Raw genomic sequence first — 15,635 nt, forward strand, 5'->3', positions numbered from 1 at the left:
GCCCGACGCCACATTCCCGCCGCGCCGCATAACGCCACACTCCCGCCGCGCCGCATAACGCCACATTCCCGCCGCGCCACATACCTGTGGGGGGTCCGGGGGGCGAAGCCCCGCCGGGCGGGGTCTGGGGGTTGCACCCCCAGAAAACACAACGGCCGATCCCAGGTGCGCGCTTTCTGCGCACAAGGATCGGCCAGATCGGTCGCGCCCCCGGCAGGATTCGAACCTGCGCACCCGCCTCCGGAGGGCGGTGCTCTATCCCCTGAGCTACGGGGGCTCAGGAACGAGCAGAACAGTAGCAGGAAGTGCGGCGAAACCCCGAATTGGGCCGGCGACACCGACCCCTGCCGATCGTCGTACGGGGGACCCCTGAGCGGACCCTGGAACCGCGGCGGAGGGGGATCAGATCCGTCCTGGGCAGCGTCATAGTGGAGGTAAGCCCAACAGCGGAAAGGAATTCGGTTCTCATGGCTAGCTCTCTGGTTCGCCCGTCGCGTGATCGCTGGATCGGCGGTGTCTGCGCCGGACTGGCTCGCCGGTTCGGTATCTCCGCGAACACGATGCGGCTGATCTTCGTGATCAGCTGTCTGCTCCCCGGCCCGCAGTTCCTGATCTACATCGTGCTCTGGATCCTGATGCCGTCGGAGGACTGACCCCCGGCCGCCGGCCGTCGCGGCGCACCTGGCAACCTGCTCATCATGAGAGCAGGCAGGTGGCGCCCGTCGGTCGCGACGGCGGCGGTCCTGCTCGTCTGCGGGGTACTGGCCGGGTGCCAGGTCGGCCCGGCGGCGCCGGCGGCCGCCGAGCTCCGGACCGGCGCACCACCCTGGGACGCGCCCCGGGACGCGGTCTCGTACATCGACAAGGCCGGCTTCGAACGGCTCCCGCTCGACTTCTCCGGCCCCTCGCCGTACACGCTGACCATCGCGGTCACGGTCGACGGCCGGCCGGTGCAGGTCCCGGCCGGGATCGGCGTCGACAAGCTCCGCGCCGAGCAGGCGGCCGTCCACACCCACACCACCGACGGCCAGGTCTGGGTCGAGGCCAAGACCGCCGCCGAGAAGCCGACGCTGGCTCAGTTCTTCACGCTGTGGGGTGTGCGGTACGACGCGAAATGCCTCGCGGACGCCTGCCATGACCTGTTGGTCACCGTCGACGGCAAGCCGGCGCCGTGGGACACCCCGCTGGCGCGCAACAGTCACGTCACGGTGAGTGCGCGGACCTGACCAGGGCGGTGGGGTGGGGGAAGCAGCAGCACAGCCCGCGTACCGGGCTGTGGATGGTGAGTCAAGGGTTTCGCCCGAGGCCCATTAGGCTGATCCGGTGACCCCGGAACAGCTCGCTGAGAAGATCCTGCAGGCCCTGGCCGCGCTCGCCGCCGACGGCACCATCACCGTCGAGGGCGGGCTGCCGCGCGAGCTGAAGGTCGAGCGACCCAAGAACCCCGAGCACGGGGACTACGCGACGAACGTCGCCATGCAGCTGGGCAAGCGCGCCGGGCTGAATCCGCGCCAGTTCGCCGAGCTGCTGGCCGCCCGGCTCCGCGACGACGAGGCGATCACCGCGGTCGAGATCGCCGGCCCGGGCTTCATCAACCTGCGGGTCGCGGCCGATGCCCAGGGCAAGGTCGCGCAGTCGATCCTCGACGCCGGCCCGGCGTACGGGACGAGCGACAGCCTGCAGGGCCGGACGATCAACCTCGAGTTCATCTCGGCGAACCCGACCGGTCCGCTGCACCTCGGCCACACCCGCTGGGCGGCCGTCGGCGACGCGCTCGCCCGCGTGCTGGCCGCGGCGGGCGCGAGCGTCAGCCGTGAGTTCTACATCAACGACCGCGGCAACCAGATGGACAAGTTCGGCGCCAGCCTGCAGGCCGCCGCGCACGGGCACCAGATCCCCGAGGACGGTTACCACGGGGAGTACATCGTCGAGCTCGCCCAGCGGATCGTCGCCGAGGTGCCGGACATCCTGTCCCTGCCGGAGGACGAACAGGTGATCGCCTTCCGCGAGGCGGGGTACGAGCGTCAGCTCAAGGAGCAGCAGGACCAGCTCGAGCACTTCCGGACCAAGTTCGACGTCTGGTTCTCCGAGCGCAGCCTGCACGAGCAGGACGGCGTGCCGCACGCGATCCAGAAGCTCCGCGACCAGGGCCATCTGTACGAGGCGGACGACGCGCTCTGGATGCGGACCACGGACTTCACCGACGACAAGGACCGGGTGCTGATCCGGTCGAACGGCGAGCCGACGTACTTCGCCTCCGACGCGGCGTACTACGTGAACAAGCGCGAGCGCGGCTTCGAGACCTGTATCTACCTGCTCGGCGCCGACCACCACGGCTACGTGAACCGGCTGAAGGCGATCGCGGCGTGCGCCGGCGACGACCCCGAGCACAACATCGAGATCCTGATCGGCCAGCTGGTGAAGATCCTCAAGGGCGGCGAGGAGATGCGGCTGTCCAAGCGGGCCGGCACCATCGTCACGCTCGCCGAGCTGGTCGAGGAGGGCGGCGTCGACGCCCTGCGCTACACGCTCTGCCGCTACCCGGCCGACTCGCCGCTGACCCTGGACATCGAGGAGATGACCCGCCAGGCCAGCGAGAACCCGGTGTACTACGTGCAGTACGCACACGCCCGGCTGGCGTCGATCCTGCGCAACGCCGACGAGCTCGGTATCAAGCTGGACGAGTTCGACCCGGGCCTGCTCAGCCACGAGCGCGAGGGCGACCTGCTGCGCGCGCTGGCCGAGTTCCCGCGGGTCGTCGCCACCGCCGCGGAGCTGCGCGAGCCGCACCGCATCGCGCGGTACCTCGAGGACACCGCGTCCGCGTTCCACAAGTTCTACGACAGCTGCCGCGTGCTGCCGCGCGGCGACGAGGAGGTGGAGCCGGTGCACAAGGCTCGCCTGACCCTGGTGTCCGCGACCCGGACCGTTCTCGCCAACGGGCTCGACCTGCTCGGCGTCTCCGCACCGGAGCGGATGTGAGGGCGCACGAGGCGGGCGCGCTGCACGCCGACATCGGCCACCGCGGCCCGTCCTGGCTGCGCGCGCCCCGCGACGTCAACGACCTGGTCCCGCAGCTCTGGTCGTCCACCGCGAAGAAGACCGCCGAGGGTTCGCTGGTCGTCGGCGGCGTGGACGTGCGCGACCTGGTCGCCGAGCACGGCAGCCCGGCGTACGTGCTGGACGAGGACGACTTCCGCGCCCGGGCGCGCGCGTTCAAGCACGCGTTCAAGGACTTCGACGTCTACTACGCGGGCAAGGCGTTCCTGTGCACGACGATCGTCCGCTGGGTGATGGAGGAGGGGCTGAACCTCGACATCTGCAGCGGGGGAGAGCTGGCCGTCGCGCTGCGGGCCGGCGCCGACCCGAAGCGGCTCGGGTTCCACGGCAACAACAAGTCCGAGGCCGAGCTGGCCCGCGCGCTGGACGCGGGGATCGGCCGGATCATCGTCGACTCGCAGCACGAGATCTCCCGGCTGATCGCGCTGGCCGGCGAGCGCGGCGTGGTCGCCCCGGTGATGATCCGGGTCACCGCCGGCGTCGAGGCGCACACCCACGAGTACATCGCGACCGCGCACGAGGACCAGAAGTTCGGCTTCTCGATCACCTCCGGCGCGGCGTACGAAGCCGTTGCCCGGGTCAACGAAGCGCCGGAGCTGGAGCTGCTCGGCCTGCACTCGCACATCGGCTCGCAGATCTTCGACTCGGCCGGTTTCGAGGTCGCCGCGAAGCGCGTGATCGCCTTGCACGCAAGGGTTTCCGACGAGCTCGGCGTCGACATGCCGGAGCTCGACCTGGGCGGCGGCTTCGGGATCGCGTACACCACCCAGGACGACCCGTCGGACCCGGCGCAGCTGGCGACCGAGATGGGCAAGATCGTCGAGCACGAGTGCCGCGCGTTCGGCGTCGACGTGCCGAAGGTGTCGATCGAGCCCGGCCGCGCGATCGTCGGCCCGGCGATGTGCACGGTCTACGCGGTCGGCACCGTCAAGGAGGTCGAGCTGGACGCCGGCGCCTCCCGGACGTACGTGTCGGTCGACGGCGGGATCAGCGACAACATCCGCGCCGCGCTGTACGACGCCGACTACTCCTGCACGCTCGCCAACCGGTACTCCGACGCCGGCCCGACGCTCGCCCGCGTGGTCGGCAAGCACTGCGAGGCCGGTGACATCGTCGTGAAGGCCGAGTTCCTGCCCGCCGACGTGCGGCCCGGCGACCTGGTCGCCGTCCCGGGCACCGGTGCGTACTGCCGGTCGATGGCGAGCAACTACAACCACGTACCGCGGCCACCGGTGATCGCGGTCAAGGACGGCCACATGCGCGTCGTCGTACGCCGTGAGACCGAAGACGACCTGCTTCTCCTCGACATGGGGGCCGCCGAATGAACGACGCAAAACCTCTCAAGGTAGGCCTGCTCGGTTGCGGAGTGGTCGGCACCGAGGTGGTGCGGATCCTGACCGAGCAGGCGGACCATCTCGCGGCCCGGGTCGGCGCCCGGCTGGAGATCGCCGGCATCGCCGTCCGGCGGCCGGGCCGCGCGCGTGACATCGCCGTCGACCCGGACCTGATCACCACCGACGCGCAGGCGCTGGTGTCGCGCGGCGACCTCGACCTGGTGATCGAGGTGATCGGCGGTCTCGAACCCGCCCGCAGCCTGATCCTGACCGCGCTCGAGCAGGGCGCCTCGGTCGTCACGGCGAACAAGGCCCTGCTCGCCGAGGACGGCCCGACGCTGTTCGCCGCCGCGGAGAAGTACCAGCGTGACCTGTACTTCGAGGCCGCGGTGGCCGGCGCGATCCCGATCCTGCGGCCGCTGCGCGAGTCGCTCGCCGGTGACGACGTGGTCCGGGTGATGGGCATCGTCAACGGCACCACGAACTACATCCTCGACAAGATGGACAGCACCGGCGCCGGCTTCGACGAGGCGCTCGAGGAGGCCCAGGCGCTGGGGTACGCCGAGGCGGACCCGACCGCGGACATCGAGGGTTTCGACGCCGCCGCGAAGGCCGCGTTGCTGGCCAGCCTGGCGTTCCACACCCGGGTCTCGATCGCCGACGTGCACCGCGAGGGCATCACCGAGGTGACCGCGACCGATATCGCGTCGGCCCGGGAGATGGGCTGCGTGGTGAAGTCGCTCGCGATCTGCGAGCTGGACGAGGTAAGCGATTCGGTCAGCGCCCGCGTGTACCCGGCGATGATCCCGGCGACCCACCCGCTGGCGAACGTCCGGGACGCGTACAACGCGGTTTTCGTGGAATCCAAAGCGGCCGGCCAGCTGATGTTCTATGGTCGTGGTGCCGGCGGCGCCCCGACGGCCAGTGCCGTCCTCGGGGATCTGGTGTCCGCCGCGCGCAACCGGCTCAAGGGTGTGCCGGGAGTCGGCGAGTCGTCGTACACCCAGCGGGCCGTGCGGCCGATGGGCGACGCGACGACCCGCTACCACGTGTCGCTCGACGTGGCCGACAAGGCCGGTGTGCTGGCGGCGGTGGCCCATGCCTTCGCGGAGCACGACGTGTCGATCCAGACCGTCCGCCAAGAAGGCCGGGGCAGTGACGCGCAGCTGGTGGTGGTCACCCACACCGCGACCGACGCCGCGTTGTCCGCGACCGTGGAGTCCTTGCGCGACATGGACATCGTCCGTGAAGTCAGCAGTGTGATGCGGGTAGAAGGCGAGTAATTGAATGGTTCACCAGTGGCGTGGCGTGATCGAGGAGTACAGAGACCGGCTTCCCGTTTCGGCGGACACGCCGGTGGTCACGCTCGGCGAGGGCGGGACGCCGCTGGTGGCCGCGCAGTGGCTGAGCGAGCAGACCGGGTGCGAGGTCTGGCTCAAGGTCGAGGGCAACAACCCGACCGGCTCGTTCAAGGACCGTGGCATGACGGTGGCGATCTCGCTGGCCGCGCAGGCCGGTGACAAGGCGGTCGTCTGCGCCTCGACCGGCAACACCTCGGCGTCGGCCGCGGCGTACGCCGTCCGCGCCGGGATGCTGCCGCTGGTGGTGATCCCGGCCGGCCGGATCGCGAAGGGCAAGCTGGCCCAGGCGGTTGTGCACGGCGCGAAGCTGGTGCAGATCGACGGCGGGTTCGACGACTGCCTGCGGATCGTCCGCGAGCTCGGGAAGAACTACCCGGTCGCGCTGGTGAACTCGGTGAACCCGGTCCGCCTGGAAGGGCAGAAGACCGCGTCCTTCGAGGTCTGCGACGCGCTCGGCGACGCGCCGGACCTGCACCTGCTCCCGGTCGGCAACGCGGGCAACATCGCGGCCTACTGGAAGGGGTACCAGGAGTACGCCAAGGACAAGCTCGCCACCCGGACGCCGCGGATGTGGGGCTTCCAGGCCGAGGGCGCGGCGCCGATCGTGCGCGGCGCGATCGTCGAGAAGCCCGAGACCGCCGCGACCGCGATCCGGGTCGGCAACCCGGCGTCCTGGACGCTGGCCGAGGCCGCGCGGGACGAGTCCGGCGGGCGGATCGAGCTGGTCACCGACGAGCAGATCCTGACCGCGCAGCGTGAGCTGGCCGCCCGCGAGGGTGTGTTCGTCGAGCCCGCGTCCGCGGCCGGGGTCGCCGGCCTGCTGCACGCCAAGGCGCAGGGCTGGCTGCCGGGCGGCTCGACCGTGGTGATCACGGTCACCGGCCACGGCCTGAAGGACATCGACACGGCCCTCGGCCACGTCGCGTTCGAGGAGCCGCCGGTGACTCAGGCCGACACCGACGCCGTCGCCCGCATCGCCGGTCTCGCCTGAGATGGGTGGTGCCGGGATGGGCGGCGAGCAGGAGGGCGGCAACCGTCGGCCGTGTGACCAGGTGCGGGTCCGGGTCCCCGCGACGAGCGCGAACCTCGGTCCCGGCTTCGACGCCTTCGGGCTGGCGCTGACGCTGTACGACGACCTGGTCGTCACGCCGTGCGGATCCGGCGTGACCGTGCAGGTGACCGGTTGCGGCGAGGGCGAAGTGCCGCTCGACGAGACCCATCTCGTGGTGCGGTCGATCCGGGCCGGGCTCGAGGCCCTCGGCGCTCCGGTGCCCGGATTCACGCTGCGGTGCGAGAACCGGATCCCGCACGGGCGCGGCCTGGGGTCGTCGTCGGCGGCGATCGTCGGCGGGCTCGCGGCCGCGTTCGCGCTGGCCGGCGAACCCCTCGACCGCGACCGCCTCGTCGTCCTCGCGAACGAGATCGAAGGCCACCCGGACAACGTCGCGGCCGCGGCCCTCGGCGGGTTCACGATCGCTTGGACAGAAGGCGGAACGGGCCGCGCGGTCCGTCTCGACCCGGCGGACGGATTGGCCGCGATCGCTTACGTACCTGACAATCGCGTGCTGACCAAGGAGGCGCGCGGGCTGCTGCCGGGCGTTGTTTCCCACACCGACGCGGCCGCCAACGCCGGTAAGGCCGCTCTGCTCGTCGCGGCCGTGACCGGCCGGCCGGAGTTGCTGCTGACCGCGACCGAGGACCGGCTGCACCAGGAGTACCGCGAACCGGCGATGCCGGAGAGCCTCGCGCTGGTGCACAAACTGCGCGGCAGCGGGCTCGCCGCGATCGTCAGCGGAGCCGGCCCGACCGTCGCCGTACTCGGCGGTCAGGACGGTGACAGCGCAGGTCAGAGCCACTTTTTCCGCAGTACGCCGGAGCCCCCGGACGGCTGGGCGAAGTACGAGCTGGAGATCGATCCAGTCGGCGTACAGGTCTGGTCGATGGAGGCGGGCTGACGCCGGGAATGCGGGACTGCTGACACGCGTTGGAACCCCTGGAGTCGGCAGAAGGACCTGTAGTGGTGCTAGTCTCGACTCACCCGATCCCCTCCAGGTGATCGGTGTGCTCTCGTCACGATCCGGGCTGTGCTCCCGGCACCCTGTGTTGTGTGGCGACCCTCCTGTGGATGTGACCTTGCGCCGCCTGCGTCGGAGAAGTCCGGGGGGACTCAGATCGAGCGAGACACTCTTGTACCCCACGTGCCCGTTGTGCGGTCGTGGGTGGAATGAAATTGGTCGATGTGCCGTGCAGGCCCTCGACGATCCGTGTGGGAAGGACCTCACGTGACAGAAACTGTTGAAGCCTCCAGCGGAGCTGACGCCGCGGCGACCACCGCGACGCGTCGCCGGAAAGCTGGCGGCGGCCTCGAGGGCATGCTGCTCCCCGAGCTCAAGCAGCTCGCCGGGACGCTCGGCATCAAGGGCACCGGCGCACTGCGCAAGGGCCAGCTGATCGAGGCGATCAAGGCCGCCCAGGCCGGCGGATCCGCCGGTGCTTCCGCGGGCGGCGCCACGAGCGGCACCCGGGCGAAGGCGCAGCCGAAGGCGACGCAGCCGACGCTCGACGAGGCCGCCGACGCGCCCGCGGCGAAGACCGCCGAGGCGCCGGCGAAGCGCGAGGGCGGCAGCCGCCGGACCCGCGCCGCCGCCCAGAAGGACGCCGAGCAGGACACCCAGAAGGACCCGCGGCAGGACGGCGCCGTCTTCGAGGCCGCCGTCGAAGCGCCCGCGGCGAAGACCGCGCAGCCGGAGCAGGCTGCCGCGACCGGCGCGGCCGAGCGGGTCGAGACCCGCGGCGGTGAGCGCGCCGAGGAGCGCGGCGACGACCGCGCCGACGACCGTGGCGACAACCAGGGCCGCAACCGCGACCGGAACCGCGACGGCAACCGCGAGCAGAACCGGGACAACGCCCGGGACGGCCGCGACGGCAACCAGAACCGTGACCGCAACCGCGACGGCAACCGCGAACAGGGCCGCGATCAGAGCCGTGAGCAGGGCCGCGATCAGGGCCGTGACGGCCGCGACGGCAACCAGGCCCGGGACAACCGGGACGGCAACCGCGACAACCGCGGTGACAACCAGCGGAACCGCCAGGACCGTCAGGACAGGCAGGACCGTCAGGACCAGAGCGACCGCGGCGAGGACGGCGAGGGCCGTCGCCGGCGCCGCCGGGGCCGCGACCGGGACCGCAACCGCGACGGCCAGAGCACCGGCACCCGCGACAGCGGCCGGGACAGCGGACGCGACAGCAGCCGTAACCGCGGCCGCGGCGAGCGGTACGACGCCGAGCCGACGATCACCGAGGACGACATCCTCGTCCCCGCGGCCGGCATCCTCGACGTCCTCGACAACTACGCGTTCGTCCGGACCAGCGGCTACCTGCCCGGGCCGAACGACGTGTACGTCGCGCTGTCGATGGTGAAGCGCTACGGCCTGCGCAAGGGCGACGCGATCACCGGTGCGGTGAAGCAGCCGCAGGAGGGCGAGCGCAAGGAGAAGTTCAACCCGCTGGTCCGGATCGACACCGTGAACGGTGCGGACCCGGAGATCGCCAAGCAGCGGCAGGACTTCAACAAGCTCACCCCGCTGTACGCGACCGAGCGGCTCCGGCTGGAGACCGAGCCGGGCATCCTGACGACCCGGATCGTGGACATCGTCAGCCCGATCGGCAAGGGCCAGCGCGGCCTGATCGTCTCGCCGCCGAAGGCCGGTAAGACGATGGTGCTGCAGGCGCTCGCGAACGCGATCACCACGAACAACCCCGAAGTGCACCTGATGGTCGTGCTGGTGGACGAGCGGCCCGAAGAGGTCACCGACATGCAGCGCACGGTCAAGGGCGAGGTCATCGCCTCGACGTTCGACCGGCCGGCCGACGACCACACCACGGTCGCGGAGCTGGCGATCGAGCGGGCCAAGCGGCTGGTCGAGCTCGGCCACGACGTCGTCGTCCTGCTCGACTCCATCACCCGGCTCGGCCGGGCGTACAACATCGCGGCGCCGGCCAGCGGCCGGATCCTGTCCGGCGGTGTCGACTCGTCCGCGCTGTACCCGCCGAAGCGGTTCTTCGGCGCCGCCCGCAACATCGAGGACGGCGGCTCGCTGACCATCCTCGCGACGGCGCTGATCGAGACCGGTTCGAAGATGGACGAGGTGATCTTCGAGGAGTTCAAGGGCACCGGCAACATGGAGCTGCGGCTGCGCCGCGAGTTCGCCGACCGGCGGATCTTCCCGGCCATCGACGTGGTCGCCTCCGGCACCCGCCGCGAGGAGCTGCTGATGTCCAAGGAAGAGACCCAGGTGGTCTGGAAGCTCCGCCGGGTGCTGTCCGCCCTCGACGGGCAGGCCGCCCTGGAGCTGCTGATCGGCAAGCTCAAGGAGAGCAAGTCGAACATCGAGTTCCTGCTCCAGGTCAACAAGACCACCCCGTCGACCGGCAGCTCGCACAACACCACCAACGGCGACTGACCCCGCGGACCGATATCCCCTTGAGTTGGGGGTTCTTCCATCGCATACCAGCGAAGAACCCCCGGCTCGAGGGGATAACCCGTCGTGTGGGGCGGCGGCCCTGACCCGGATTTCCGGCGGAACGGCCCGGCGTGGCAGACTAGATCGCTGGTTCCGGTTCACGTTCGTACCGTGCGAACGACCCGGGGCACCTGAAACCTAGGAGACTGTCTTGAAGAGCGACATCCACCCGACGTACGTGGAAACCACGGTGACCTGCACCTGTGGCGCCACGTTCCAGACGCGCTCGACCGCGGAGAACGGCGTCATCCACGCCGACGTCTGCTCGCAGTGCCACCCCTTCTACACCGGCAAGCAGAAGATTCTCGACACCGGTGGCCGGGTGGCCCGCTTCGAGAAGCGGTACGCCAAGAAGTAGCTTCCACGCCGCGCGCCGGTTCTGCCCGTTCCCGGGCGGGACCGGCGCGCGGTTTGTGTTTGTCCGTCGGGAAGGGAGGAATGCGGCATGTTCGAGGCAGTGCAGACGCTGAAGGCGGAGTACGCCGAGCTGGAGCGGCAGATGGCGGAGCCGGAGTTGCACTCCGACCAGGCCAACGCCCGCCGGGTCGGCAAGCGGTACGCGGCTCTGGCGCCGGTGGTCCGGACGTACGACGAGTGGCTGCAGACCGGTGACGACATCGAGGCCGCGCAGGAGCTCGCCGCCGAGGACCCGGCGTTCGCCGAGGAGGCGACCCGGCTCTCCGCGCGCCGCGAGGAGCTCGCCGAGCGGCTGCAGACGCTGCTCGTCCCGCGGGACCCCAACGACGACAAGGACGCGATCCTCGAGATCAAGGCGGGTGAGGGCGGCGACGAGTCCGCGCTGTTCGCCGGCGACCTGCTGAAGATGTACCTGAAGTACGCCGAGTCGCAGAACTGGAAGACCGAGGTGCTGGACTCGGCCGAGTCCGACCTCGGCGGGTACAAGTCGATCACCGTCGCGGTGAAGGCGAAAGGCACGCCGGAGCCGGGCGACGCGCCGTACGCGAAGCTGAAGTTCGAGGGCGGCGTGCACCGGGTCCAGCGGGTGCCGGTGACCGAGTCGCAGGGCCGGATCCACACGTCCGCGGCCGGCGTGCTGGTGCTGCCCGAGGCCGAGGACGTCGACGTCGAGATCGACCCGAACGACCTGCGGATCGACGTGTTCCGGTCGTCCGGGCCGGGCGGGCAGAGCGTGAACACGACCGACTCCGCGGTCCGGATCACCCACCTGCCGACCGGCATCGTGGTCTCGATGCAGAACGAGAAGTCCCAGCTGCAGAACCGCGAGCAGGCGATGCGCGTGCTGCGGGCCCGGTTGCTGGCCGCGGCGCAGGAGGCGGCCGACCAGGAGGCGAGCGACGCCCGGCGGTCGCAGATCCGCACCGTCGACCGGTCGGAGCGCGTCCGCACGTACAACTTCCCGGAGAACCGCTTCTCCGACCACCGCGTCGGCTACAAGGCCCACAACCTCGACCAGGTCCTCGGCGGCGAACTGGAGCCGGTCATCAAGGCCCTCACCGACGCCGACCTGGCCAGCCGCCTAGAGGCCGTCGAGTCCCAGTGAGCACCAAATCACTCGTCTCGGAGGCAGCTGAGCGGCTGCGGGAGGCGGGGGTTGCTTCGCCTGAGTTCGATGCGGCGGAGTTGCTCGCCTTTGTGACCGGATCCAGTCGGCTGCATCTGAGCGAGCCGACGGCTGACCAGCGGGTTCGTTACGACGAGTTGATCGCTCGGCGGGCGGCGCGGGAGCCGTTGCAGCACCTGACGGGGACGGCGGCGTTCCGGTACCGGGAGCTTGCGGTGGGGCCCGGCGTGTTCGTGCCGCGGCCGGAGACCGAGGTGATGGTCGGCTGGATTCTCGAGCGGATCGCCGGCCTGAAGGATCCGCTGGTCGTGGACCTGTGCAGCGGATCCGGCGCGATCGCCGGGGCAGTCGCGACGGAGCGCCCCGACAGCACGGTGCACGCGGTCGAGCTGTCGCCCGAGGCGGCCGGCTGGGCGCGGCGCAACCTCGAAGGCACCGGCGCGGTGCTGCACGAGGGCGACATCGACGGCTGTCTGCCGGAGCTCGACGGTCAGGTGGACGCGGTGATCTCCAACCCGCCGTACATCCCGTTGACCGCCTGGGAATCGGTGACGGCCGAGGTCCGGGACCACGACCCGGCGCTCGCCTTGTGGTCCGGTGACGACGGCCTCGACGAGATCAAGGTGGTCGCCGCGACGGCGGCACGGCTGCTGAAGCCGGGCGGCTGGTTCGCCTGCGAACACGCGGACGTCCAGGGCGAGTCCGCCCCCGCCGTCTTCGCCGCCACCGGACAGTTCACCGAGGTCCGCGACCAACTGGACCTCGCCGGCCGCCACCGCTTCGCCACCGGCCGCCGGATCTGAATCTGCAGCTCGACAGGAGGTGCCGGCCACCATCGGCACCCCGCCCGCCTGAGCGAGCCGCCAGGAGCGCCCAGTGGGCGTATACGTACTGTCGAGATCACCGCGTCAGGCCGCGGCGGGTCCCGCTCGGCGCCGGGCGGACCGGCGGGCGCGCGAGGTCCTGCTCGCGGATGCGGCCGATAAGCGGCGGCTGGGGAGTGCGGCGGGCGAGGCGGCAGACGACCGGGAAGTGATCTGCGCCGGGTACGTGGACCACCTCGACTTCGTGGGCGACCAGGTCCGGGGTGGAGAACAGGCGGTCGATCGAGCGCCCGTCCGGGGTGGTGACCGGTGGTGGGTCGCCGAACGCGTCGACCAGGCCGAGCGGCTCGCCGAAGACGTCCCGGGGGTTCGGCATGTTCAGATCACCCGCGACCACCGCCCGCCGCCCGCCGCGCGCCGCGAGCTCGTCCCGCAGGTACGCCGTCAGCTCGGCGCCGAACTCCCGCCCCGCGCCCTCCTCGTAGGTGTACTCGACCCCCGCAGCGCTCCGGAACATGTGGATCGGGCACACCTGACCACCCACGAGATCGACCTCGCCGAGCGCCCCGAAATCCCCGCGCGCGACCAGGAAACCCTTCGGATGCGGGTCCATCGGTTCACCGGTCCGCCAATGCAGGAAGTCGATCGACGGGTCCGGCAGGTCGATCCGCTCCAGCTCGGTCAACGGGTACGCCGACGCGATCCCCACGCCGAGCCGCTGCACGCCGGGGATGTGCGAGTCCGAGAATCCGTGCCGCGCGTAGTACGCCGTCCGGCCCGGCATCGCCGCGGCGGCCAGTCGCTCGAGCTGGTCGCCGTCCGGGTCGAGCTCGGTCACGATCAGCACGTCCGGCCGCAGCCCGGCGAGCGCGTGCCCGAAGTCCGCCGTCCGGTCGGCGTCGTCGTACCCGTCGGGGCCGACCAGCCGGCCGCCCGCGATGTTGGCGAACGCGACCGAGATCATTCGTAGATCACCAGCTCCGGACGAGGTTTCAGCGCCATCACCTGCGCGGGCGTCATCAGCGGACCGTGCCGGGTGTCCTCGGTGTAGAAGAGCTTGAAGCCGGCATGCACCGCCGGCGGGAGGCTGGTGGTCAGCTTCGCCCAGGTCTTGAGTTTGTCGGTCCGGGCGCCGATGCCGTCGACCGACTTGATCGTCACCACCCCGGGATGCGGCTTCAGCGCCTTCTCGTCGCTGACGATCCGCGTCGACAGTTGGTGGAACACGAACACCTTCTCCGGCAGGTCGTTCGCCCGCACCAGCCCCGAGAGGTACGCCGCGATGCTGTCGAGCTCGGCGCCCGTGGTGTGACCGAAGACCCGGCCCGGCACCTGGGTCGGACCGACCGCCCACTCGGGGTCGAAGGCCAGCCCGACGTCCGGTTCCTTGAGCCAGCGCTCGAGCCGCTTCACCTCGGGCAGGATCTTCGCCCGCCCGGGCTGGAGGTCCAGCAGCAACAGCATCTTGTGCTTGCGCGCGACGGTCAGGTACTCCTCGATCTTCGCGTCGTCGAGCCGCCCGCGGTACATGCCGTCCTTGCCTCGCGAGCCCTTGGCGACGACCGCGATCAGCTCCATCACCGGCAGCGGGGTCCGCCCGGCCGCGTAGGCGCGCGACAGCTTGTCCAGCTTGGCCGCTTTCGCGTCCAGGTCCTTGTCCAGCGGTCCGAGCGCCGGAGAGCCCGGCAGGCCGACGTACCCGACGAGCTGGTGCTTGGGGAAGATCACCCGCCCGCCGCGCGGCAGACCGCCGGGTGCGGGCGGGGGAGTGGGGCTGGGCGTCGCGCTGGACCTGGCGGCAGCCGGTGGCGGACCGGCCGGTGCCGGCTCGTCACTGCAGGCCGCCAAACCCAGCATGAGGACGGCCAGTGCCCCACAGACTTTCCGCACCGCACCAGCCAACCACACCCCCCCACGACGCTTGTCGGCTACTGCTGCGCGTTGTCCGCCAGGTAGGTGTCGATCTCGGTCAGCAGGGCCGACTTCACCGAGTCCTCGGCGAACGACACCCGGACCGCGGTCTTCGCCAGCTCACCCACACCGGCCTCGTCCAGGTCGAGCAGCCGGGCCGCGACCGCGTACTCGTTGGTGAGATCGGTGCCGAACATCGGCGGGTCGTCGGAGTTGATCGTGACCACCAGGCCGGCGTCGACCATGGCGCGCAGCGGGTGCACGTCGTACGACGCGACCGCGCGGGTCGCGATGTTCGACGTCGGGCTGACCTCGAGCGGGATCCGGTGCTCGCCGAGGTACTCGACCAGGGCCGGGTCCTGCATCGTCGACGTGCCGTGGCCGATCCGCTCGGCCTTCAGGACCCGGAGCGCGTCCCAGATGGTCTGCGGGCCGGTCGTCTCGCCGGCGTGCGGGACGCTGTGCAGCCCGGCCGCGACCGCCGCCTCGAAGTGCGGCTGGAACTGCGGCCGCGGGACGCCGATCTCCGGCCCGCCGAGCCCGAACCCGACCAGACCCTCGGGCCGGATCTTGGTCGCGATCCGCAGCGTCTCGTCGGCGCCCGGCAGGCCGTCCTCGCCGGAGATGTCGAAGATCCACCGCAGCACCAGGCCGAAGTCCTTCTCGGCGGCGACCCGGGCGTCCTCGATCGCCTCGCAGAACGCCTCGGCGGCGATCCCGCGGATCACCGACGTGTACGGCGTGACGGTCAGCTCGGCGTACCGCAGGTTCTGCTGCCCGGCCATCTCGCGGGCGATCTCGTAGGTGAGCAGCCGGACGTCCTCGGGCGTCTTGATCAGCTCGACGACGGACAGGTAGATGTCGATGAAGTGGGCGAAGTCGCTGAACTTGAAGTACTCCGTCAGCAGCGCCGGGTCGGCCGGCACCGGCGACCCGGGGTGCCGGGCGGCGAGCTCGGCGACGATCCGCGGCGACGCGGACCCGACGTGGTGGACATGCAGCTCGGCCTTCGGCAACCCGGCGAGGAACTCGTGCGACACAGTCATGCCGGGGATCCTAAGGAGTCGCCGGGGTTCCCG

Annotated in this window: 14 protein-coding genes and 1 tRNA gene; 11 read left to right on the forward strand and 4 right to left on the reverse strand. The window is 70.8% G+C overall.

Annotated elements, in window-relative coordinates:
- Positions 1-205 precede the first annotated feature (205 nt).
- Positions 206-277, reverse strand: a tRNA-Arg gene (locus ABZW60_RS38745).
- A gap of 190 nt (positions 278-467) precedes the next feature.
- On the opposite strand from ABZW60_RS38745, the gene ABZW60_RS38750 reads away from it, so the two are divergent.
- The 11 genes from ABZW60_RS38750 (at position 468) to prmC (ending at position 12,624) form a co-directional block, all read left to right on the forward strand.
- The gene (locus ABZW60_RS38750) at positions 468-653 is read left to right on the forward strand and encodes a PspC domain-containing protein (RefSeq protein WP_355485637.1); all 186 of its coding nucleotides are present in this window, start codon (positions 468-470) and stop codon (positions 651-653) included.
- Positions 654-698: 45 nt separating this feature from the next.
- Positions 699-1,226 (forward strand): hypothetical protein, encoded by a 528-nt coding sequence (locus ABZW60_RS38755; RefSeq protein ID WP_355485639.1) that lies wholly within the window; start codon positions 699-701, stop codon positions 1,224-1,226.
- A gap of 97 nt (positions 1,227-1,323) precedes the next feature.
- The gene (argS, locus tag ABZW60_RS38760) at positions 1,324-2,982 is read left to right on the forward strand and encodes an arginine--tRNA ligase (protein ID WP_355485641.1); all 1,659 of its coding nucleotides are present in this window, start codon (positions 1,324-1,326) and stop codon (positions 2,980-2,982) included.
- Positions 2,979-4,385, forward strand: a complete 1,407-nt coding sequence (lysA, locus tag ABZW60_RS38765; protein WP_355485643.1) for a diaminopimelate decarboxylase — start codon at positions 2,979-2,981, stop codon at positions 4,383-4,385. The genes argS and lysA overlap by 4 nt, the downstream gene beginning before the upstream one ends.
- A complete protein-coding gene (locus tag ABZW60_RS38770) occupies positions 4,382-5,677 on the forward strand; it encodes a homoserine dehydrogenase (protein WP_355485645.1) in 1,296 nt (431 codons plus the stop codon). Before lysA ends, ABZW60_RS38770 begins: the two co-directional genes overlap by 4 nt.
- A gap of 4 nt (positions 5,678-5,681) precedes the next feature.
- The gene (gene thrC / locus ABZW60_RS38775) at positions 5,682-6,746 is read left to right on the forward strand and encodes a threonine synthase (RefSeq protein ID WP_355485647.1); all 1,065 of its coding nucleotides are present in this window, start codon (positions 5,682-5,684) and stop codon (positions 6,744-6,746) included.
- A gap of 16 nt (positions 6,747-6,762) precedes the next feature.
- The gene (gene thrB, locus ABZW60_RS38780; RefSeq protein ID WP_355485649.1) at positions 6,763-7,710 is read left to right on the forward strand and encodes a homoserine kinase; all 948 of its coding nucleotides are present in this window, start codon (positions 6,763-6,765) and stop codon (positions 7,708-7,710) included.
- A 327-nt stretch (positions 7,711-8,037) separates the two neighbouring features.
- On the forward strand, positions 8,038-10,218 hold the full coding sequence (rho, locus tag ABZW60_RS38785) for a transcription termination factor Rho (RefSeq protein ID WP_355485650.1): 2,181 nt from the start codon (positions 8,038-8,040) through the stop codon (positions 10,216-10,218).
- A 211-nt stretch (positions 10,219-10,429) separates the two neighbouring features.
- Entirely contained in the window at positions 10,430-10,636 is a 207-nt protein-coding gene (gene rpmE / locus ABZW60_RS38790) for a 50S ribosomal protein L31 (protein ID WP_355485651.1), read from the forward strand.
- Between the two features lie 87 nt (positions 10,637-10,723).
- Positions 10,724-11,800: a peptide chain release factor 1 gene (gene prfA, locus ABZW60_RS38795; protein WP_355485652.1), complete on the forward strand. Its 1,077-nt coding sequence runs from the start codon at positions 10,724-10,726 to the stop codon at positions 11,798-11,800.
- Positions 11,797-12,624, forward strand: a complete 828-nt coding sequence (gene prmC, locus ABZW60_RS38800) for a peptide chain release factor N(5)-glutamine methyltransferase (RefSeq protein ID WP_355485653.1) — start codon at positions 11,797-11,799, stop codon at positions 12,622-12,624. The genes prfA and prmC overlap by 4 nt, the downstream gene beginning before the upstream one ends.
- 97 nt (positions 12,625-12,721) lie before the next feature.
- On the opposite strand, the gene ABZW60_RS38805 is transcribed toward prmC, so the two are convergent.
- The 3 genes from ABZW60_RS38805 to ABZW60_RS38815 are packed head-to-tail and all read right to left on the reverse strand — an operon-like array spanning position 12,722 to position 15,602.
- The gene (locus ABZW60_RS38805) at positions 12,722-13,609 is read right to left on the reverse strand and encodes an endonuclease/exonuclease/phosphatase family protein (protein ID WP_355485654.1); all 888 of its coding nucleotides are present in this window, start codon (positions 13,607-13,609) and stop codon (positions 12,722-12,724) included.
- Positions 13,606-14,535 (reverse strand): hypothetical protein, encoded by a 930-nt coding sequence (locus ABZW60_RS38810; RefSeq protein ID WP_355485655.1) that lies wholly within the window; start codon positions 14,533-14,535, stop codon positions 13,606-13,608. The genes ABZW60_RS38805 and ABZW60_RS38810 overlap by 4 nt, the downstream gene beginning before the upstream one ends.
- A gap of 38 nt (positions 14,536-14,573) precedes the next feature.
- Entirely contained in the window at positions 14,574-15,602 is a 1,029-nt protein-coding gene (locus ABZW60_RS38815; RefSeq protein WP_355485656.1) for an adenosine deaminase, read from the reverse strand.
- Positions 15,603-15,635 lie beyond the last annotated feature (33 nt).

Origin of the sequence: Kribbella sp. NPDC003557, from assembly GCF_040610805.1 — a bacterium.
In the GTDB taxonomy this organism is placed as follows: domain Bacteria; phylum Actinomycetota; class Actinomycetes; order Propionibacteriales; family Kribbellaceae; genus Kribbella.